The 21,697-nt window shown below is 49.4% G+C and carries 16 protein-coding genes and 1 riboswitch; of the genes, 2 read left to right on the top strand and 14 right to left on the bottom strand.

Translation table 11 applies throughout. The annotated features are described in order from the left end of the window. The first annotated feature begins 100 nt into the window (after positions 1–100). On the top strand, positions 101–1,168 hold the full coding sequence (locus tag M3630_RS14370) for a YeiH family protein (protein ID WP_251252535.1): 1,068 nt from the start codon (positions 101–103) through the stop codon (positions 1,166–1,168). Between the two features lie 137 nt (positions 1,169–1,305). Then, positions 1,306–2,982, top strand: a complete 1,677-nt coding sequence (locus M3630_RS14365; protein ID WP_251252534.1) for a sulfatase family protein — start codon at positions 1,306–1,308, stop codon at positions 2,980–2,982. A gap of 67 nt (positions 2,983–3,049) precedes the next feature. On the opposite strand, the gene M3630_RS14360 is transcribed toward M3630_RS14365, so the two are convergent. The 14 genes from M3630_RS14360 to M3630_RS14295 all read right to left on the bottom strand — a co-directional run bounded on the left by M3630_RS14360 (position 3,050) and on the right by M3630_RS14295 (position 21,677). Continuing rightward, positions 3,050–3,307 carry an HPr family phosphocarrier protein gene (locus M3630_RS14360; protein WP_015893797.1) on the bottom strand — a complete coding sequence of 86 codons (258 nt, stop codon included), beginning with the start codon at positions 3,305–3,307 and terminating at the stop codon, positions 3,050–3,052. A gap of 18 nt (positions 3,308–3,325) precedes the next feature. Beyond that, a complete protein-coding gene (ptsP, locus tag M3630_RS14355; RefSeq protein ID WP_251252533.1) occupies positions 3,326–5,047 on the bottom strand; it encodes a phosphoenolpyruvate--protein phosphotransferase in 1,722 nt (573 codons plus the stop codon). A gap of 17 nt (positions 5,048–5,064) precedes the next feature. Continuing rightward, complete coding sequence (locus M3630_RS14350) at positions 5,065–6,225, bottom strand: mannitol-1-phosphate 5-dehydrogenase (protein WP_251252532.1); 1,161 nt, start codon at positions 6,223–6,225, stop codon at positions 5,065–5,067. A 6-nt stretch (positions 6,226–6,231) separates the two neighbouring features. After that, positions 6,232–6,666 (bottom strand): PTS mannitol transporter subunit IIA, encoded by a 435-nt coding sequence (locus M3630_RS14345; RefSeq protein WP_232774280.1) that lies wholly within the window; start codon positions 6,664–6,666, stop codon positions 6,232–6,234. Next, positions 6,663–8,768 (bottom strand): BglG family transcription antiterminator, encoded by a 2,106-nt coding sequence (locus M3630_RS14340; protein ID WP_251252531.1) that lies wholly within the window; start codon positions 8,766–8,768, stop codon positions 6,663–6,665. Before M3630_RS14340 ends, M3630_RS14345 begins: the two co-directional genes overlap by 4 nt. 63 nt (positions 8,769–8,831) lie before the next feature. Further along, positions 8,832–10,262: a PTS mannitol transporter subunit IIBC gene (locus M3630_RS14335; RefSeq protein WP_251252530.1), complete on the bottom strand. Its 1,431-nt coding sequence runs from the start codon at positions 10,260–10,262 to the stop codon at positions 8,832–8,834. Positions 10,263–10,625: 363 nt separating this feature from the next. Continuing rightward, on the bottom strand, positions 10,626–12,143 hold the full coding sequence (cshA, locus tag M3630_RS14330) for a degradosome RNA helicase CshA (RefSeq protein ID WP_173610320.1): 1,518 nt from the start codon (positions 12,141–12,143) through the stop codon (positions 10,626–10,628). 251 nt (positions 12,144–12,394) lie between these two features. Continuing rightward, positions 12,395–13,252: a transporter substrate-binding domain-containing protein gene (locus tag M3630_RS14325; protein ID WP_173610319.1), complete on the bottom strand. Its 858-nt coding sequence runs from the start codon at positions 13,250–13,252 to the stop codon at positions 12,395–12,397. Between the two features lie 116 nt (positions 13,253–13,368). Continuing rightward, a complete protein-coding gene (locus M3630_RS14320) occupies positions 13,369–15,342 on the bottom strand; it encodes a methyl-accepting chemotaxis protein (RefSeq protein ID WP_173610318.1) in 1,974 nt (657 codons plus the stop codon). Between the two features lie 72 nt (positions 15,343–15,414). After that, positions 15,415–15,515, bottom strand: a riboswitch (cyclic di-GMP riboswitch). Between the two features lie 135 nt (positions 15,516–15,650). Next, entirely contained in the window at positions 15,651–17,279 is a 1,629-nt protein-coding gene (locus tag M3630_RS14315; RefSeq protein WP_251252529.1) for a formate--tetrahydrofolate ligase, read from the bottom strand. A gap of 147 nt (positions 17,280–17,426) precedes the next feature. Beyond that, positions 17,427–18,791, bottom strand: coding sequence for an FAD-binding oxidoreductase (locus tag M3630_RS14310; RefSeq protein ID WP_251252528.1), 1,365 nt, complete (start codon positions 18,789–18,791; stop codon positions 17,427–17,429). Positions 18,792–18,807: 16 nt separating this feature from the next. Then, entirely contained in the window at positions 18,808–20,082 is a 1,275-nt protein-coding gene (locus M3630_RS14305; RefSeq protein WP_251252527.1) for a TRAP transporter large permease, read from the bottom strand. Positions 20,083–20,089: 7 nt separating this feature from the next. Then, positions 20,090–20,557 (bottom strand): TRAP transporter small permease, encoded by a 468-nt coding sequence (locus M3630_RS14300; protein ID WP_048035245.1) that lies wholly within the window; start codon positions 20,555–20,557, stop codon positions 20,090–20,092. Positions 20,558–20,621: 64 nt separating this feature from the next. Beyond that, positions 20,622–21,677: a TRAP transporter substrate-binding protein gene (locus M3630_RS14295; protein ID WP_173610313.1), complete on the bottom strand. Its 1,056-nt coding sequence runs from the start codon at positions 21,675–21,677 to the stop codon at positions 20,622–20,624. Positions 21,678–21,697 lie beyond the last annotated feature (20 nt).

The following is a 21,697-nucleotide window of genomic DNA, read 5'->3' as shown; positions in this document are numbered from 1 at the left end:
CCATTCATTTCACTTATGATCACTATCGCAATGATTTATTTTTCTTATTATAACAGTTGCCGTATGCTGAGTTTGTAAAACTTTTCGAGGAGTGATGGCAATGGCAACTCCCATCAAAAGCAGCGTGCCATTGAATGAAAGCAATGCCAGCGTACAGCCCGCAAAAAACAACGAAAGCAAACCTGCATCCTTCTCGCTGTGGATAGCTGGAATCGCTTTTACTTTTTTTATCGCCCTGACAGGCTACGGCCTAGCAAAAATACCTGGGTTTCAACAGGTTGGCCCCCTCGCCTGTTCGATCCTGATCGCGGTCGCTTACCGGCATTTTCGTGGATATCCGGAAGAATTGCGATCAGGGATTCAATTTTCCGCCAAGCGTTTACTGCGTCTGGCTATTATTTTGTACGGGCTCAAGCTCAATATCGATGTCGTCTTGAATCAAGGCCTCGGGCTTCTCGTCTATGACGCTGGTGTCATTATTTTTGCTATCGCGGTTACGATGCTGATAGCCAAGTGGTTGAAAGCAGACTCTTCCCTCTCCCTCATGCTCGGAGTCGGTACAGGCGTCTGTGGAGCAGCGGCTATTGCAGCCGTCTCCCCTATCGTTGCTGCCAAGGATGAAGATACCGCCATTGGGGTAGGAATGATTGCCCTCGTCGGAACCTTATTTGCTATTGCCTACACGATCCTGCGTCCATTCCTCCCCCTGTCCGCGGTCGAATACGGCATGTGGTCTGGAATTAGTCTGCACGAGATTGCTCATGTCGCATTGGCTGCTGCACCAGCGGGTCAAGATGGGCTAGCGATTGCCCTGCTGGCAAAATTGGGGCGTGTGCTCCTGTTGGTTCCGCTCTGTTTTATCCTGATGATTTGGATGAAACGCTCCGGGAAATTACAAAGTGGCACCAAGATTGAATTCCCATGGTTCCTGATCGGCTTCCTCGCTATGAGTGTTTTTGGAAGCTACGTTCTCGGCACATCCATTCCTGTCACAGAAGCATTCCATAACGGAATCGCCAATGTCACAACCTTCGTTCTCACTATGGCGATGGTCGGGCTTGGCCTCAATGTCAATCTGCGTGCACTGCGGACAAAAGCGGCGCGCCCACTGATTGCCATGAGTATTACCTCGATTCTTTTGTCGGTGCTCTCCTTTGCATTGGTATAAAAAACTGTGGATAACCAAACACCCGAATTCGAATTCGCCGATTTCTTGATGATCGGCGAGTTTTTTTTGTGGATAAGGACAAAGATTATCCCCATATGTTGATAAAGATGTGTACATCTTTGCCGAGGGGGATCTATATGTCGAGAAAATGGTTGAAGAGACGACCGAATATCTTATTCATCATTGTGGATCAGGAACGATTTCCCCCTGTTTATGAAGAGCCTGCAATACGTGAATGGAAGGAGGATACACTCCACGCTCATACTTTTTTGCGAGAGCATGGGTTGGAATTCAAGCGTCATTACGTTGGCTCCACTGCCTGTTGCCCCAGCAGAGCTACCTTGTTCACCGGTCAGTACCCCTCTTTGCACGGCGTCAGCCAGACCAGCGGCGCAGCTAAACGATCTGCTGACAGCGACATGTTCTGGCTGGATCGCAACACTGTTCCGACGATGGGAAATTATTTTCGTCAAGCGGGCTATCGGTGTTTCTATAAAGGCAAGTGGCATATTTCCGATGCCGACATCTGGGTACCGGGTACCCATTTTCCTATCCCCAGCTATACCCTTGGAACAGGGGTCCCCGATCCCGATAAGGAAAGCTTATACTTGCTTGCTGATCGGCTGGACGGCTACGGCTTCTCCAGTTGGATAGGGCCTGAACCGCATGGAATAGCGCCGCATAACTCCGGTTCGTCCGCAGCCATCGGAGTAAATGGTCGTGATGTAGTGTACAGCAGCGAAGTTATCGAGCTGCTCCATGCCCTGGATCAGGAGAAAAGCTCCGTTGAAAGCTACCATCCTTGGCTGATCGTGGCGTCTTTCGTCAATCCACATGATATCGCCATCTATGGGGATATCGCTGCGAGCTCACCGTTTTTTCGCTTCCATGTGGATAAGTCAGTTCCCACAGTTGCCCCGCCCCCTACTCAGCATGAATCACTTGCGACAAAACCGCGCTGCCAAGCGAGTTATCGGGAGGTATATCCACAGGCGTTCCAGCCCATTTCGGACCAAGCCCATTATCGAAGACTGTACTATCAGCTCCAAAAAAACGCCGATCGGGAAGTGATGCGTGTTCTTGAAGCACTCGTCGCCAGCTCGTTTTATCTCGAGACACTGGTCGTGTTCACATCCGACCACGGCGAATTATTGGGGGCTCACGGCAAACTGTATCAAAAATGGTACTGTGCCTACGAAGAAGCGATTCATGTTCCCCTCATTATCCACAACCCACTTCTTTTTCCATACGCAACCTCCACAGAGCTGTTAACCAATCATGTGGATGTTCTTCCGACTCTACTCGGGATGGCCGGAGCAGACAGAGACAGGCTTGGTGAGGAGCTGACCTATACACATAGCGAGGTGCGCCCTCTTGTCGGTCGTGATCTTACTCCCATCATCTTGTCCCACGATATGGACTCTATCTCCAGCGAGCCGATCTACTTCATGACGGACGATGATGTGACAAAAGGACAGCATCAAGTGAACGTGCAACACCAACCCTATGACTCTGTCATTCCTCCAAATCAGATAGAAACGGTCATCGCCTGCATGAATTCTGCCGGGCACAGCGCTTTATGGAAATACTCCCGCTACTTTACCGGGGATGTATTCAACCCCACGATGACTGAATACGAATTGTATAATCTCACGGCCGACCCTTTGGAAACACGGAATTTGGTAATCCCCCTCTACAAAACCACACACTCAGAGCGCGTCCGCCTGAAAATGGAGCTGCTTTTAGAAGAACAACGAGCCCAAAAGCGACTGACACCCTTCTCACCCCCTTTCGCACAACTATTGTCTACGTGAACTTTCCCGGAACAACAGAAAAAACCCCTCAAATTCGAGGGGCTTTTCGTCTTTCCTTTTCTCATCCCTATTCCTGTTCGGTCAATGCTTTTTCCAATGCTGCCATCGCTTCTTGTTCATCGACACCATCGGTGATCAGGGTAATTTCTTCCCCTTTTCCAATCGCTGCTGCCATAATACCCATGATGCTCTTGCCATTTACATTTTTCTCATTTTTGATGATTTTAATTTCGCTGGAAAAAGACGTGGCTACCTTCACAAAGTTCGCCGCAGGACGTGCATGCAGGCCGTGCGCCAATTGAACCACTATTTTTTTCTCTACCATTCTGATCTGCCTCCTTCCTTATACTCTTTCAAGCCATTCCTTCACGAACGCCTCTACTTGCGCAGAAGTGCTCATCTGTAAAATCGTATCCATCTGTTTCGCTGCGTCCTCTACGCTCAAACGACTCAGCTGTTGGCGCGCAGGCAAAATGCTCCCTGCACTCATACTAAATTCATCCAGACCCATTCCCAACAGAATCGGGATCGCGATTGGATCGCCCGCCATCTCCCCGCACATACCGACCCATTTGTTCTGCGCATGCCCTGCTTCAATGACATTGTGCAGCAAGCGCAAAACAGCAGGGTGATATGGCTGGTAGAGATAAGCGACCTTCTCGTTCATACGGTCGGCTGCCATTGTGTATTGAATTAAATCATTGGTTCCAATGCTGAAAAAGTCAACCTCACGTGCAAATTGATCGGCCATCAGTGCCGCAGCAGGGATCTCAATCATGATACCCACTTCGTACTGATCGGATACTACAATTCCGCGATCGACCAAGGATTTTTTCTCTTCCTCCAAAATCGCTTTCGCCTGGCGAAACTCCTCCAGTGTCGCAATCATCGGAAACATGATTTTCAGATTGCCGTGTACACTTGCGCGCAAAAGAGCACGCAGTTGCGTACGAAACAATTCTTGGTTGTCGAGACACAGCCGGATGGCGCGATGCCCAAGAAACGGGTTCATTTCTTCCGGCAAAGCCAAGTAAGAGAGATGCTTGTCCCCGCCAATGTCCAATGTGCGAATAACTACCGGGCGGTCGCCCATATGCTCCAGCACGTGCTTGTACGCGAGGTATTGCTCCTCTTCCGTCGGGAAATCATTGCGTCCCATGTACAGAAACTCCGTGCGGAACAGCCCGACACCTTCCGCTCCATTGGCGATTGCCCCAATGACATCTTCGGGGCTTCCGATATTGGCGGCAAGCTCGACATGATGATTGTCCACCGTGACCGTTTTATTGTTCACAAGCTTCGCCAGTTCGGCTTTTTGCGCTTCGTAATCAGCCTGCTTGCGTTTGTAGACAGCGATCTCTTCTTCACTCGGGTCGATAATCGCGATTCCTTCATGCCCATCGAGAATGATGAGCGTCGCGAGCTGAACCGCACGAGTAATCCCTTGTGTTCCGACAACAGCAGGGATCTCCAGAGAACGTGCCATAATCGCAGAATGCGAGGTTCGTCCACCAATGTCCGTAACGAAGCCTTTGACATAGCGCCGGTCTAATTGGGCTGTATCGGAAGGCGTCAAATCATCTGCTACAATAATCACTTCTTCTGTCAGCTCACCAAGTCCTGCAAACGGTACCCCCAGCAAGTAAGAAAGGACACGTTTGGTCACGTCACGAATATCTGCTGCTCTCTCCCGCATGTATTCGTTGTCCATTTGCTCGAAAAGTCCAATGAATGCTTGTGCGACATCATTCAAGGCGGTTTCGGCGTTTGTCTTTTCGTTTGAGATTTTATCTTTGACGGTATCGACCAGTTCCGGGTCTTCCAAGACGAGCAGGTGAGCTTTGAAAATATCTGCATGATCCGTCCCCATCTCCTGCTCCACGCGCAGAACGATGCCCTCCAAATCATTTTTTGCTCGAGCCAACGCCTCTTGAAAGCGGTGGATTTCACTCGCCGGATCTTCAATCGCTACGGTATTGATCTGTAAATCGGGCGTTGTCAGTAAAAACGCTTTGCCAATGGCGATACCTGCTGAAGCTTTTACACCTGTGATCTTTTGGGACATCGTAACATCAGCCTTTCTCAATGGCTACCTGACCATTCCTTCAATCTGCGTGCCTGTTCGCGCACGATCTCCTCAAGCGGATGACCTGCCGGAATGCCGGTACAATTGTGTAATGTATTTTCCCATCCAAACTCTTTCAGGCTTGCTTGTATCCGTGCGGACTCTGCATCCTCGGGATAGTCGAATGCCAGTGCCGCTGCAATTGCCAGACCCAAATGCTCTGGATTCATTCCTTTTTCCATGCATTGCAGCGCCGGGCCGACCAAACGATCATGCTGCGACAGCTTGCGGATCGGCGAACGCGCCACCCTGACAATATCGTCAGACAGCAGTGGATTGGTGTATCTGCCGAGGATTTTTTCCATGTACTGCCCATGAACCTGCAGGTCAAATCCGTACTTGGCAGCAAGCAGTGCACCTGTCTCCTGAAGAGTCCCGCGTGTCGCCTGAACAATCCGGTCGTCTCGCATTGCTTCATCAATCGTTTTCATCCCCAACTGATACCCCAGGTACGCAATGACCGCATGACCTGTGTTGACGGTAAACAGCTTTCTTTCGATGTATGGCGCCAGATCCTCCACATAGGTAACGCCCTCAATGGACGGGACTTCTCCAACCATCTGGGACGAATCTACCACCCATTCGAAAAACGGTTCAACCATAACCAGGAGCTTGTCATCATGCTGCTGCAAAGGAACAATCCGATCTACGGCTGCATTGGGGAATCCGATCCATTGTGCTGCCCCGGCTTGAACCGATTCCGTCAGATGCTCATACACATGCTCCTTCAGCTTCTCGCTGCCACCAATCATGTTTTCACATGCAATCACATTGAGTGGCTTGGCATGAACAGAAAGTCTCCGGGTAATGCCGGCTGCGATGGCCCCCGCAATGTGCGGAAGAATGTTTGGACCAACTGCCGTCGTAACCAAATCAGCAGTGGCGATCGCTTCAGCTACCGCCGCTACATCCTGACCATTTATCGCCCGAACTCCTTCCACGACCGACTCTGGTTTTCCTGTTGTTGCTAGTTGCACGCGATACATTTTCCGCTCATTCAGCTCATCGACCAAAGCGGCATTGACATCCACAAACACAATTTCATAGCCAGCCTTTTGCAACAGTTGTCCGATAAAGCCTCGCCCAATATTTCCCGCTCCAAAATGTACAGCTAGCATAGCGGATTACACCTCCTCGGAGAACATCGTGATAATCTCTTCCGCCGAAGCCGCGTTTACAATCCGCTTGACGTTTTCCTCCTCGGAGCAAAGAATGGCGATGTTCGAGAGCACCTCCAAATGCTCATCTCCAACAGCAGCAATGCCCACCAGCAAATAAGCTGTATTGCCTTCTCCAAAATCGACGCCCTCAGGAACCTGAATGATGGAGATCCCGGTGGATTGAATCTCTGCCTTGGATTCGTTCGTTCCATGCGGGATGGCTACGCCGCTTCCGATGTATGTTGTCGCCAACCGCTCGCGCTCTTGCATTTTCTCTACATACGCCTCCGTTACGTGGCCTGCACGCACAAGCAATTGTCCTGCCAGTCTGATCGCTTCTTCTTTATTGGCTACCTTTGCATTCAACATGATTTTTTCTGCTGTCAGTATGTTTTTCATTCCGTTCTCTCCAATCCTATCTTTTTGAGGCAAAACGCATACATTTTGCCCGCTATATAATCAGCAATTTGCTGTGTTTCTCCTGTTTTCAAAACCGCTTGCATTTCTTCGTCAATCAAAAGGGAGCTGATCTCGCTGAGTACTTCCAGCCCTTCCTTCGGTACTTCTTTCGGCCCCAAAAGTAGCAGAAGCATGTCAATGGAGATGACTTCTTCATCCATCGAACGAAGAAGCAGAGGCTCTTGTAATTGGTGAAACGTAAAAGACGCCTTGTTCACCGCTTCGTTTCTTCCGTGAAAAAGGGCCAGGGAGGTTCCCGGAATCCCCAAACCGCCGAGCTTTTCCCGCTCGATCAACTGCTTGACGACCGGTTCGACCTCTTCAATCGTTCCACGCTCTTTCAGCCCCTTGCTGATTTGGCTCAAAAGCTGGGAGATGTCCTGATCACGGTTATCCCATCTCATTCCCCATAGCCCATCGTATAGCTCATTGGCATACGCTGCGTAGTATTGCATGGCCCTTAGTTGTTCGATGGATTGCTGTCCTGCGGGAACCAGCTGACTTTTCTCCTGATGGGATTGTTTCTGACTCGTCGTATGCAATTGATATTTAATTTTTTGGATGTCGTCTGGCGGAAGCAACGGGCTGACCACGACATATTCCGCTGGATCAAGCGGCAATGGAAGGGTGGAAATAATCAAGTCATAATCCGTTGCCGGAACCTCTTCCAGATCAAACATGGACAGATTTTTCAAGCTGACGATCTCCGGTATTTCTTTTTTGATGCGCGTAGCCAAAATTTTGGAGGAGCCGATCCCGCTGGAGCATACTACCAATGCCCGGTACCACTGCTGCTCCTGGCGCGTTCTCTCCAATGCCGCACCAAGATGCATCACCAGGTACCCGATCTCTTCATCTGGAACCTGTAGCTCTGGTAAAACTGTATGAACCGCTTCACTTGTTACGGTAAACAGCTCTGGATAGTTTTGCTTGATCTGCTCGAGAATCGGATTGCGAATCTCCATCTTCCGCTGCAATCGGTATAAGGCTGGCTCCAAATGCGTCAGCAGACCATGGAACAGCGAGGCGTCATTGCCAAGCGGAATGTTCAGGCGTTCTTCGCAGGCTTGAATGAAGCGTTTCGTAATGACCATGAGCTCCGTATTTTCCGTCCATACCTGGTCATCCGGAGAATGCCGCAGCTTGGCACCCCGCAAATGCATCGTAATATAGCCGATCTCATCCGCTGGGATTTCCATTTGGAAGATTTGCTTCAGGCGCTCCATGATGTTGCTGGCTATTTCGTACTCGGGTGTTCCAAGCAATTCACTGAGGGTTTTCTCGTCAAAATGAATGCCTTCCCCTTTTTCAATCCGTTCCATGGCCAATGCCAGATGTGTGACTAATCCGAGATAAGCGCTGTCTGCCAAAGGATAGGGAAGCTCCTCGTCCAGATGGCTCAGTGCATTCTCGACCTTGATCAGCTTTTCCCGGTCAATCAAACCAAGCAGCCGTTCCGATATCGAGTCGATGTCTCGGAGTGCCTTGTTTTGAATATTTTCTTTGATAATCCCAATTAGCTCGTGATCGTCCAGATGCTCGGCAATCAGTCTGCTTATAGCCCGCCGCTTGGAAGACTCTGTACCTTGCAGCTCTACGCCGTACCCTCTTTTTCGCAAGAGTGACAGATCGTAACGAGCAAGCACGGTCTCTAAATCATCCAAATCATGACTGATGGTCGCTGTCGTCACTTTCAAATCGATCGCTAGCGAAATCAGCTTGACTGGCTCCGATGCCTCCAGGAGCGCGCACAGGATGATGGCCTTACGTTCCTGCGCGGTGTATTCCTTCGTCATGTGATGCAGGACAGACATTCTGAGTGCAAGCTTTTGGTCGTCGGCCCCCACCACTTCAAGCCCTGATCCAGTTTTTCTGACTAACTCCAATTCAAATTCATCGAACAAGGAATCCAGCGCATCCAATTCCCTGTGAACGGTACGTCCGCTTACACCGATCTGTTCGGCAATCCAACCAACGGTAACTCCTTTTTGTTCCTTCAATAAAATCTCGATAATGGATCGCTGTCGAGAGGATACAAGCATGTCTTCGTTCCCTCCTTAACGCCAAAGAGGGAAGACGCTAGCTCTCACTAGCGTTGATTCCCTTTACCCCAGGCGTTTGACCAACTTGTCATACTCGGGACTATTCAAGAAATTGTCAATGGAGATATGCTCCGCAGAAGGCGCTTTGACTTGCGCTCTCTCTGTTAAAGACTTGTGTGTAATGACGATATCAGCGTCACTTGGAATGTCGTTGATCGCTGTATTGATGACCGTAATCTCGGTCAGGCCCGCATCCTTGAACTTTTTGCGCAAGGACGCCGCGCCCATCGCACTGGAGCCCATACCCGCATCGCAAGAGAAGACAACTTTTTTCACGTCAGCAGCAGCTACCTCATGCTTCACTGGAGCTTTAACCGCTTCTTGCTCCTGTGCTTTTTTGCCTTTCATCTCTTGCATTTTTTCTGTCGCTTTTTCCAGTTCATCTTCGTCTGTCTTCGCGCTCATTTTCAAGAGAGCAGACGCGATGAGGAAGGACACGACAGTCGCAGCCAACACACCAGCCAGTACCGGTAGCAACCCTCCACGCGGTGCCATTGCAATCAAGGAGAAAATACTACCCGGAGATGGTGGCGCCACCAATCCTGCGCCAAGCAGCGTGAAGGTAAACACACCAGCCATCCCGCCGCCAATGGCCGCCAGAATCAACCGCGGATTCATCAGCACATACGGGAAGTAAATTTCGTGGATACCCCCAAAGAAGTGAATGATGACAGCACCCGGAGCCGATTGCTTTGCACTGCCTCTGCCAGCAAGCCAGTATGCCAACAAAATTCCCAAACCAGGCCCCGGATTGGATTCAAGCAGGAAGAAAACCGATTGACCCAGCTTCGCGGCTTCATCCAGACCGATCGGGCTCAAAATACCGTGGTTAATCGCATTATTCAGGAACAGGATCTTCGCTGGCTCGATGAAAATGCTGGCAAGCGGCAGCAATCCTGCGCCTACAATGACTTCCACACCCGCTGCAAGCGCCTTGCTCAAGCCCACAACGACAGGCCCAATTGCCTGGAATGCCAAAAGTGTCAGTAACCCGCCAACAATACCAGCGGAAAAGTTGTTTACTAGCATTTCAAAGCCGGAACGAATTTTTCCTTCGAACAACTGGTCCACTTTTTTCATGACCCAGCCGCCCAAAGGACCCATGATCATAGCTCCCAGGAACATCGGGATGTCTGCACCTACGACAACCCCCATCGTAGCGACGGCACCTACGACCCCGCCTCGAACATCATGGACCATCTTCCCGCCGGTATAACCGATCAGCAGTGGCAGTAAATACGTAATCATCGGCCCAACCAGTTTGGCCAAATTTTCGTTAGGCAACCAACCTGTCGGGATAAATAAAGCGGTAATCAATCCCCAAGCGATGAAAGCACCGATATTTGGCATAACCATCGCACTCAAAAATCGTCCAAACTTTTGTACCGAGACTCGGATTCCACCCGAAGAGTTTTTGGTTTCCACACTCTCCATACTGCACCCTCCTTTACCCCTATTTATGAGATGTTGACATGATTAAAAAGGTAATGTGTACACCTCAAATATAAAGCGTTTTCATAAGGGCTAACAACAAAATCAAAGCGCGAATTTGTCTGACTCATTGTTGCCAAAACTTAATTGCCCACAGGAAAAAGACCTCTGCCCTGCTGCAGAAGCCTTTTCCTTACACCTGCATGTACCCATATCCGCCTCCCAATCCCTGCGCGAAAATTCGTGGCAAAACACCCCTAGTTTGTCACGGATTCTCCTAAATATTCGCGGGCAGTCAACACGAAAAAAAGACCGATGCGCACATGTATGTGCACACCAGTCTTTGCTTGCAATACCGTTCGATTCCTAGCTGCGTGGTGGACGAGATTCGCCACGTGGACGGGAGTCACCGCTGCGTGGACGGGAGTCGCCACTGCGTGGACGAGATTCGCCGCCGCGAGGACGATATTCGCCATTGCGTGGGCGAGATGGACGCTTTCCACCAAAACCGGAACCCGAACCGAAGCCACCTTTTCCTTTTGGAGGCAGCTTTTTCTTCCCTACGCGAAGAGGAGCTTCTTCTGTCAGGCGAACAGGTGTCGTATCCGGCTCTTTGGTCAACAGCTTGAGTGCTGCAGATACCAGCGTTACAGAATCAACATCCTCCAGCAATTGTTCTGCCAATGTTTTGTAAGCGGACAGATCATCTCTTCCAGACGCTTCCAGGATTTTGTCTACTGTCATTTTTTGTTGACCTTCCAGAGCTTCTGCCATCGAAGGAACAGCACGACGCTCCATACGACGCTTGGTTGTACGCTCAATCAGACGCAGATGGTCAATTTCACGGGAAGTAACAAATGTGATCGCGAGACCCGTTTTACCAGCACGTCCCGTTCTACCGATACGGTGAACGTAGCTTTCGGAGTCTTGTGGAATGTCAAAGTTGAAGACGTGTGTAACACCGCTGATATCCAGACCGCGGGCTGCTACGTCGGTCGCCACCAATACCTCGATTGTACCTTCCTTGAACTTGCGCAGTACGCTGTCGCGTTTTGCTTGGTTCAGGTCTCCGTGGATACCTTCTGCTCCATAACCGCGTTTGGTCAGAGCTTCGGACAGCTCATCTACTCTGCGCTTGGTTCTACCGAATACGATAGCCAGCTCAGGCGAATGAATATCCAGCAAACGGCACAGAACATCGAACTTTTGTCTTTCTGCCATTTCCATATATTGCTGTTCGATGTTTGGTACGGTTACTTCTTTTGCTTTCACTTGAATGATGGTTGGTTCGTTCATGAACTGCTGGGCGATTTCCTGAATCGCTCTCGGCATCGTTGCGGAGAACAGCAGGGTTTGTCGACTTTCTGGAACCTCTTTCAAGATTTCCTTAATGTCGTCGATGAAACCCATGTTCAGCATTTCATCCGCTTCGTCCAAAACAACTACCTCGATGGCATCTAGACGAATTGTTCTTCTTCTCATGTGGTCCATGAAACGACCAGGTGTTGCTACGATGATTTGCGGGCGTTTTTTCAACGCCTTGATTTGACGCGTGATGTCTTGACCACCGTAGATTGGCAGGGCAGAGATGTTTTTAAATTGGGCAATTTTATTAATCTCTTCTGCAACCTGAACAGCCAGCTCACGAGTTGGGGTCAATACAACCCCTTGAATATTTCCGCTTGTTTCATCCATGCGTTCAATCAGCGGAATACCAAATGCAGCCGTTTTACCTGTACCAGTTTGTGCTTGACCGATCAGGTCACGACCTTGCAGTGCTACAGGAACCGTTTGATCCTGAATAGCTGTAGCCTCTTCGAAGCCCATGTTGCTCAACGCTCTAACAATGGAGTGGTGTAAGCCAAAATCATTAAAAGTCGCCAATGAATGTCAGTCTCCTTTATCAATACCTTCATCTATAAAATTCTCAAAAAAAAGGGCACTATTCCTTACGATCCGGAACATGCCCTTTTATCCCGATTGTACGTAGCGCCCTAAAGAACATAGCTGTAATCGTACCATGCAATGACTGAAAAAGCAAACAGCTTATAGACCCAATTTTTTTGATTTTTTGGTAATGAATCTTGTAAAAATAACAAAGCAGCCCAGAATCAGGCTGCTTGTCTGTTATCGAATTATTTTACCCATTTGTTGTAAAGCTCATCAAACTTCCCTTGCAGTTTCATTTCGTCCATCCAAAGATCCAAGTAGTTAGCGAAGATTGTGTCTCCGCGGTGAATCATGTACGCTTTTTCACTCTTGGTGAATGGATTGTCAGTCAGAGCGGCATACAGGCGGGAGTCTGCTTTGGAATATACAAGCGCTTCCAGCGTATCCGTGATCATCACATCGTACTTACCGCTTGCTACCAGACCAGGAATGTCGAGGTTGTTTTGTTCAACAGTCACAGTTGCTTTTGTCAGGTGCTCACGAACGAATTTTTCGTTGGTGCCCCCTGGATTCACACCAATGCGCACCTCTGGTTTATTGATGTCTGCTACACTTTTGTACTTGTCCTTGTCTTCTGCACGGATGAGCGGAGCTTTACCGAACATAATATAAGGATCGCTCATGTGTGCTTTTTTCTGGCGGTCTGTGTTGCGGGTAACGCCTCCGACAGCAATATCGAATTTATTTGCCAACAGATCGTCCATCAGTGTCGGCCAGGATGTTTGAACAAAACGCGCCTCTACTCCCAGGCTTTTTGCGAATTCTTTCATCGCATCGATATCGTAACCTTCGAATTGGTTTGTTTTCGGATTCAAATATGTAAACGGTTTGTAGTCACCTGGAGTACCTACGAGGATATAGCCTCTCGCAATGATTTCGTCCAAGCGAGACTCAAACTTCTTCGCTTGCGGTTTTTTAGCAGCTTCAGCAGCTACGGTTTGGACAGGCTTAACCGCTGTTGCGGCAAAAGCACCTGTTCCTGATGTCATGAGCATAGTTGCAGCGAGTGTGCTCGCCAAGATTGTTTTTGTGAATTTTTTCATCTGGGTTCTCCTCCTGTTAAACGGTAATGAATTTAGTTAGTAGAAACAAACTCCATCATCCCCTAATGGCATCCCCCCTTTCAAAGAAGAGGACTTACAACCTGTAGAGCTGCTTCTTATACAGTAAACCTACCGATTCCTTGCTGTAATTCTTCTGCCACTGCATTCAAATGCTCGACAGACTGGCCAATTTCCTGGATGGCTTGAAGCTGCTCTTCGGTTGCCTTTGCCACTGTTTGCGCGTCGAGTGAAGCATGTTTTGCAATGTTATGCATTTCATCTACAGAAGCACTCACTTGTTGGGAACCTGCTGACATTTGTTCTGACGCGGCGGATACTTCCAAAATGTGCGCAGCAACGTTCCGGGAAGATTCCAAAATATGCCCAAAGATTTCGCGAACCTCTTCGACCAGTTGAATACCTTGCTGTGCGTTTTGGTTGCCCGCTGTCATGACCTCTACTGCGTGACGAGTATCCTGTTGGATTTCCCCGATCAGCATCGCGATTTTGGATGCGGATTCCTCGGATTGGTTCGCCAGTTTTTTTACTTCACCCGCAACTACAGCAAACCCACGTCCATGCTCGCCTGCACGTGCCGCCTCAATCGAAGCGTTCAAGGCAAGCAAATTAATTTGTGAGGTCAATTGACTGATCGTATCGAGAATGCCTTCGATTTCTTTGGAGCGATTGTTGAGCTGTTCAATGGCTACTGTCGCCTTCGATGTTCCCTCGCCAATGCTTCCCATCTGGAGAACTGCCTGCTCTACCACAGCAGTTCCTTGTTCTGCCTGCTCTGTTGCTATCTGGGCAGCCTCAGAAACATGTGCAGACGTCTCCGCGATTTTCACGATGCCTGCTGCCATGTCAGTCATCGACAATGCGACTTCCTGCGAGCTGGCTGCCTGCGCCTCTGCTCCCTCAGAAATCTGTGCAATAGACAAGCCGATTTGGTTGATGTTTTCTGTCGCCTGCTTAATACCTTCAGATACTTCCTGACTAAAACGCTGTACTTGATCAGACGACAGTGATACGTCTTCAATCAAATTTTTCAAGTGCGATACCGTCTGGTTAAAGTCACGGGACAGAACCGCAATCTCGTCTTTTCCGTCAACCGTTACGGTCTCTTTCAAGTTGCCCTGCGCCACTACATTTACGGCGTGATTCAGACGCTCAATTGGTTTCACCATGCGTACAGCCAAGAAATAAACGAGGACAACCCCAATTGCCAATACGATGAGGGAAATAACCATCAATCGGACTGACAGTTGATCGACAGGGGCATGCAGCTCTGCTACGGGTGCAGTGATGTATATACCCCAGTTCAAATTGGTAGGAGCATACGAAGCAAATCGCTCTGTATTCTCGTAATTATATTGGGCAATTCCATGCTTCCCTTGCTTGATGTCTTCAAAGCCAGTCTGAAGTTCAAGAATACCCATATTGAGAATCGATTCCTTCAGAATGAACTCGCTGTTCGGATGATAAATAAATGTTCCTGTTTTGCTTACTAAAAAGGCGTAGCCTGATTGACCAAATTTCTCTTCGGACACCTTTTTTTGGATCTCATTGATAGGAATCGTAGAACCGATATAACCGTATTGACGATTGTCCTTCATCAACGGAACGACAAGGGTCACGATGTTATTCCCTGTGCGCTTCGAAACAACTGGCTCTGAGACAACAACCTTTCCTTCCCCTTTGCTGGCTTCCTTAATGTGCGGACGATCCGAGATATCAGTCACTTCACCCTTGAAATTGATCACATTCTTTCCGCTTAAATCATGCGAAAAGAAGAACGTCTCAAACTCGGGGTTTTTCTTTTGGGCCTCTTGAATGAGTTTCAGGTCATACTCGGCATTTTGATCAGCCGACATCAACCCTCCCACTGCTCTTACAATTTCAATTTTTTCTTTAAAGAAACCATCGATACGAATCGAGAGATTGTTAGCTGACAACTCAGCTTCTTTGTCCAGACTGTCTGCCAAAAGATTGGAAGCACTCCAATAGCTTGCACCGCAAACCGTACCCAAACTTATCAACAACAGCAGGCACAAAACGATAATTAGCTTATTCTTCAAACTATTTTTCATACCGAATCCCTTCTCCCTTCTCTTTTTTCAACAAAAAAAAGACTGCCCACCGACAGCCCATCATGACTACGGTATGGCAACCCGGCTGTCCTAGCTGCGAAAGTCACTTGACTCTCGACCTTAGACCCGTGGCTTTGCGTCCCTGCCTTTCAGCAAGTTTGCCTTTGTCATTCCTTGTTGTTTTTCAATTAAGTTCACATTTTTCAATCTCACCTTTCTTTTCCCATAACTTTCCGATAATAAACCTCAAAAATACAAAAAAAGCTGACAACCTTTTACAGTTGTCAGCTTTTTGTCAAACTTTTTGACTAGCTTAATCCGATCACTTGGCCATCCACGTCTACATATAACGATTCAGCAGCCGGCTTTTTCGGGAGGCCTGGCATGGTAACCAAGCTACCAGTCAGTGCCACAATAAAACCAGCTCCTGCTGATATGCGCACTTCACTCACTTGGATCGTGAAGTCAACAGGTGCTCCCAGCAGATCAGCGCGATCCGTAAAGGAGTACGGGGTTTTCGCCATGCACACAGGCAGATGGGACATGCCCATTTCTTCTACCTTTTGGATCGTTTTTAATGCCAGCGGCGAAAAGACAACCCCTGATCCACGGTATACTTCTTTTACGACTGTCTCAATCTTGTCTTTTATGCTGAGGTTATCTTCATACAAGAATCGGAAGGATGAAGGCCGCTCTGCTGCACGAGCCACTTTTTCAGCAAGCTCGACACCACCTGCTCCGCCTTCTGCCCATACTTTGGACAGCGCCGCTTCGGCTCCGGCCGCTTGGCACAGCGCAATGACGGCATCCACCTCTGCCTGGGTATCTGTCGCAAAATGATTGATCGCCACCACTGCTGGCACACCGAACTTTTGCAGGTTTTCCAGATGGCGCTTGACGTTTTCGAAGCCTTTTTCCAGAGCAGACAAGTTCTCCTCTGCCAGATCAGGTACTTTTACCCCGCCGTTGTATTTCAACGAGCGAACTGTAATGACCACGACAGCAGCCGATGGAGTCAGACCTGCTTTTCTGCATTTGATGTCAAAAAACTTCTCAGCCCCCAGGTCGGCACCAAAGCCAGCCTCTGTTACAACGTAATCTGCCAGCTTCAAAGCCATCTTGGTTCCGATCACGCTGCTGCACCCATGAGCGATATTGGCAAAAGGTCCTCCGTGAATGATGACCGGAGTTCCTTCGATTGTCTGTACGAGATTGGGCTTGATGGCTTCCTTCAAGAGAACGCACATCGCATCGACCGCGTTGATTTCCTCTGCCCGTACAGGCTGATCATCGAAATCATAGCCAATAATGATCTGGTTCAATCGCTCGCGCAAGTCCGCCAGATTCTCACTCAGGCATAAGATTGCCATGATTTCCGAAGCAGTTGTAATCATGAAGCCATCTTCACGCGTCATCCCGTTGCCGTCACCCAGACCAACCACGATGTTACGCAGTGCACGGTCATTCATGTCCATGGCTCGTTTCCAGACGATTTTCTTTGGATTGAGCCCACGCGGATTACCGTGGAAAATATGATTGTCGATCATCGCTGCCAACAAGTTATGTGCAGCTGTAATCGCATGAATGTCCCCTGTAAAATGCAGGTTAATTTCGTCAGCCGGGAGAATTTGTGCTTGGCCGCTTCCAGTTGCGCCTCCTTTGATCCCCATGCAAGGACCCAAGGACGGCTCGCGAAGCGCTGCCATTGTTTTCTTCCCCAGATGATTTAATGCTTGTGACAAACCAATCGTCGTGAGTGTCTTACCTGCTCCCGCCGGGTTAGGGTTCATCGCTGTAACAAGAATCAGTTTGCCATCAGGGCGATCCTTCACTTGCTCCCATAGCTCATCTGATAGTTTGGCTTTATATTTTCCGTATAGCTCCAAATGCTGTTCTTCGATACCTGCAATCTTGGCAATTTCAACAATAGACTTCATTTTTGCCTCCCTGCCACACCAGAATGTAATGCACCAGTTACCAATCTTCTACATTCTGCATAATCATCCTTTCTCCTCTCCTCTTCGACACATTACGCAAAAGAAAAAGCCCACATTCCGACAAACGTTCAGAATGCAGGCCCTCTGTTATTTACCGAAAATTTTCCCCGGATTCAAAATACCGTTTGGGTCCATCACTTGCTTCATAGCTTGCATGACGTCCAGTGCTTCTCCGTGTTCCTTGCGCTGGTATTTGATTTTCCCCACCCCCACACCATGTTCGCCTGTGCAGGTTCCTCCCCGACTCAATGCGTACTCCACCAGATGGGCATTTACTCCCTCGGCACGCGCCACTTCTTCGGGGTCATTCAGGTCGATCATCAGGATAGCGTGATAGTTCCCATCCCCGACATGCCCTGCAATCGCTCCATCCAGCCCAGCGCGATCAATGGCTTGCCGGGCGTCAACAACAGCTCCTGCCAGCTCGGAAATCGGCAAGCAAACATCTGTTACCATCAGCTTTTTCCCGGGGGATTTGTGCAGGAAGGCATACGCCAGGTTATGACGAGCGTCCCAGAGCTGCGTCCGCGCCTTCGAATCGGTTTCAAAAAGAAACTGCGTGCAGCCATGTCCATTGGCGATGCTCTTCGCAAAGTCGATATCATACGCGAGCCCTTGTTCACTGCCATGGAACTCGATAAACAGCGTCGGTGCTTCCGGGTAGCTCGTTTCTTTGTACAGATTCACTTGTTGGATGGAACGTTCATCAACCAGCTCGATTCTCGCCACCTGAATACCCGCGCCGAGAATATCTACGACGGTATCGACAGCATCCTGAACAGAAGGGAAGCTGGCACGCGCAGCCGTTGTCGCCTCAGGGATGCCGTAAACACGCAAGGTCAGCTCTGTAAATACACCAAGTGTTCCTTCCGACCCGACAAACAGCCCCGTAAGATGGTAGCCTGAGGAGGATTTGGCTGTCATGCTCCCTGTACGGATGATACGACCGTCTGCCGTCACCACTTCCAGATCGCGCACCTGATCACGCATCACACCATAGCGAACAGAGGTTGTTCCGCTGGCGTTTGTAGCAGCCATCCCACCCAAAGTCGCGTCCGCGCCAGGATCGACGGAGAAAAACAATCCGTGCTTTTTCAATTCTTTATTGAGCTGAGTGCGCGTGACACCGGGCTGGACTCTCACGAGAAAATCCTTCGGTCGCACCTCCCGCACTTGGTTCATCAAGGAAAAATCCATGCTGATTCCGCCCGCATATGGAATCGCGTGGCCTTCCAGACTGCTCCCCATGCCAAACGGCGTTACCGCAATGCGCTTTTCATTGGCCAGCTTCATGATTTGACTGACTTCCTCGGCCGTCTGCGGAAACACGACTACATCTGGAAGATGCGGGGTATGATACGATTCATCATGGCTGTGGTGCTCCAGTACAGTGGGGTTGGTCGATACTCGTTCTTCCCCCAGTAATCCCACTAACACTTGCTTGTAATCCACGTTGGTTCCCCCTCCGTTACTTGCCCAAGTTAACAAGGAATAAGCTAATTTCAGGAATATAGGTGATGAGCATCAAATCGACGATCATGATGACCAAAAACGGGATCACCGCTCGCTCAATCTCCGTATTCTGGAGTTTCGCAATATTTCCTGCTACCAACAAATTGATCCCAACCGGCGGCGTCAACATACCGATGGCGGAGTTGACGACCATGATCACCCCAAATAGCACCGGATCAATGCCCAAAGAATTCGTGATCGGCAAAAGGATCGGGGTCAGGAGAATGATCGTAACCGCCGTTTCCATAAACGTCCCCAAAATGAGCAGCAAGATGTTAATAATGAGCAACGTAATGATCGTGCTGTCGGTAATCCCCAGCATGAATTGCGCAATTTCTTGCGGGATGTTTTCCCTCGTCATCAGATAGCCAAATGCATTGGCGGTCGCGATAATAAGCATGATGACCGCTGTCATGCTGGCAGAGCCCGCCAATATTTCCCCCAAGTCCCTCCACTTGATCTCCCGGTAGACGAAAAGCCCGACAACCAGACCGTATATCACGGCTACCACTGCTGCTTCTGTCGGAGTAAAGATGGCTCCGTATATACCACCAAGAATAATAATCGGCATGAGAATCGCCAAAATGGCGTCCTTGAATGCCTCCCATATCTCTTTGGGTGTATGCTTCTCTCCGCCACCCCAGCCATTTTTCTTACTGATCCAATACGAGTACAGAATTAGTGAGATCGCTACGAGAATACCTGGCCCGATCCCTGCAATAAATAAGTCGCTAATCGAGGCACTCGCTGCTACCCCGTATAAAACCATCGGCACACTCGGAGGAATCATGACACCGATCGTTCCGCCTGTTGCATGCAAGGCCGCAGAAAACCGGACATTATACCCTTTTTTGACCATGTGCGGGATCAAAATTCCCCCTACGGCTGCCGTTGTCGCGGCCGAAGAACCCGATATCGCTGCAAAAAAAGTACAACCCATCACCGCCACGATTGCCAATCCCCCAGGCAGGTTCCCGACAATCGTATTTGCAAAACGGATCAGCCTAGCCGAGATTCCGCCTGTTTCCATCAGCTTTCCTGCCAAGAGAAAGAACGGAATCGCCATCAATGGGAAGGAATCGGTCCCGTTAAACATTTTTTGTATGACAACCAGAAGAGGGATGTTCCCCTCCAGCATAAACACCACAACGACAGATAACCCCAGTGCCACCCCAATCGGTACATTCAGGATCAGGAGCACCAACAGTGTTACAAACAAAATCGTACCCACAATCTGGTCACTCCTTCCCGGTAATGTCTTTCCACGTCACATGGATCACGTTCATGATGAGTAAGGCACCGCTGATCGGAATCACCATGTATACATAGCCCATGGGAACGAGCAGAGTGGGTGAGGTTTGTGTCATGCTTCTCGCAGATAACAAGTAGCCTTGCTGAACCATGACGAGAAAGAAGACCAGACTACACAAAGCGGCAATAACCAGCACCACCTTGTTCATCCGAGGCGACAAGTACTTTTGAATGTATTCCGTACCGATGTGTGCTTTGATCGACATCGCGTACGCTGATCCCAGAAACGTGATCCAAATCAGCAAATACCGAGCCAATTCCTCCGTCCAGGCCAAGGGCTGGTCGAGCAAAAAACGGAAAAGCACCTGCAGAAAGACAGCGATCACCATAATAGCCAGCAGGGCAATGATGAAAAAACGAAGGATGCTGTTTATTTTGGAAACAAGGTTGCCCACACACAATCTCCTTTCGCAGGAAAAAGGGGAGAAAAGCCAGAGTGGCTCGTCTCCCTTCTGCCGTTTATTTTGTATTTACAATTTGATCCACCAGCTCTTTGCCGAACTGCCCGGAAAACTTGTCATAGACAGGCTTCATTGCATCGCGGAAAGCTTGCTTATCCACATCCTCGGTAATGACTACACCTTTTCCTTTAATAGTGGAAATGGCCTCTTCTTCCATCTTGATCATCAACTCACGCTCGTACTGTCCCGCTTTTTTGGCTTCCTCGGCAAGAAGTTGCTGGACATCTGCCGGGAGCTTATCCCATACAGGCTTGCTGAACAAGATCATTGCCGCTGAGTAGACATGCCCGGTCAAGGCCATTTGCGTTTGCTTGGATTCATACAACTTGTAGGTCTGCGCGACAATCGCCGGATTTTCCTGGGCATCGACGACTCCTTGTTGCAGCGCTGTCAGCGCCTCTGTCCAAGCCATCGGAGTCGGCTTCGCTCCCAATGCTTCGAATGCAGCCAGATGAATCGGGTTTTCCTGCGTGCGTATCTTCAACCCTGCCACGTCCTCCGGCTTCTTGATCACCTTCGAGCCGTTTGTAATATGGCGGAAGCCGTTTTCAGCCCATGCCAGCCCGACCAGATTGGCGTTTTCCAAATCCTTGAGCAGGTCCTGCCCGACTTGTCCGTCGAGTACCTTGTACGCCTGCTCACGGCTCTCAAACAAGAATGGAAGATCCAGTACGCCCAGCTTTGGGTGGAAGTTCATCACAGGCGCAGTCGAAGTAATCGACATATCCGCCGTTCCAAAGGTCAGCGCCTCTGTCAATTCACGCTCCGCTCCTAGCTGGCTCAGCGGATACACCTCGATTTTCACTTTTCCGTTCGAGCGCTTGTCGACATCCTCGGCCATTTTTTTCAATGCCAAATGGTATGGATGATCCTCCGTAAGTGAATGCCCTGCTTTGAATACATAGCTTTGGCCGTCACTTTTCGGTGCTTCTGTCCCCCCGGCTTGTCCCGCAGGTGGAGCAGTCTGTTGACCGCCGCCTCCTCCACACGCCGCCAGAAATAAAGACACTGACATGATGCTCGCTAACACAAAGCTCCCCTTCTTCCGAAACATTCGATAGTACCCCCTGTTAA

This window comes from Brevibacillus sp. MER 51 (assembly GCF_023714195.1).
GTDB lineage: Bacteria > Bacillota > Bacilli > Brevibacillales > Brevibacillaceae > Brevibacillus.
Note: the sequence above shows the minus strand (reverse complement) of the source record. Positions and strands in the feature narration are given on the sequence as shown.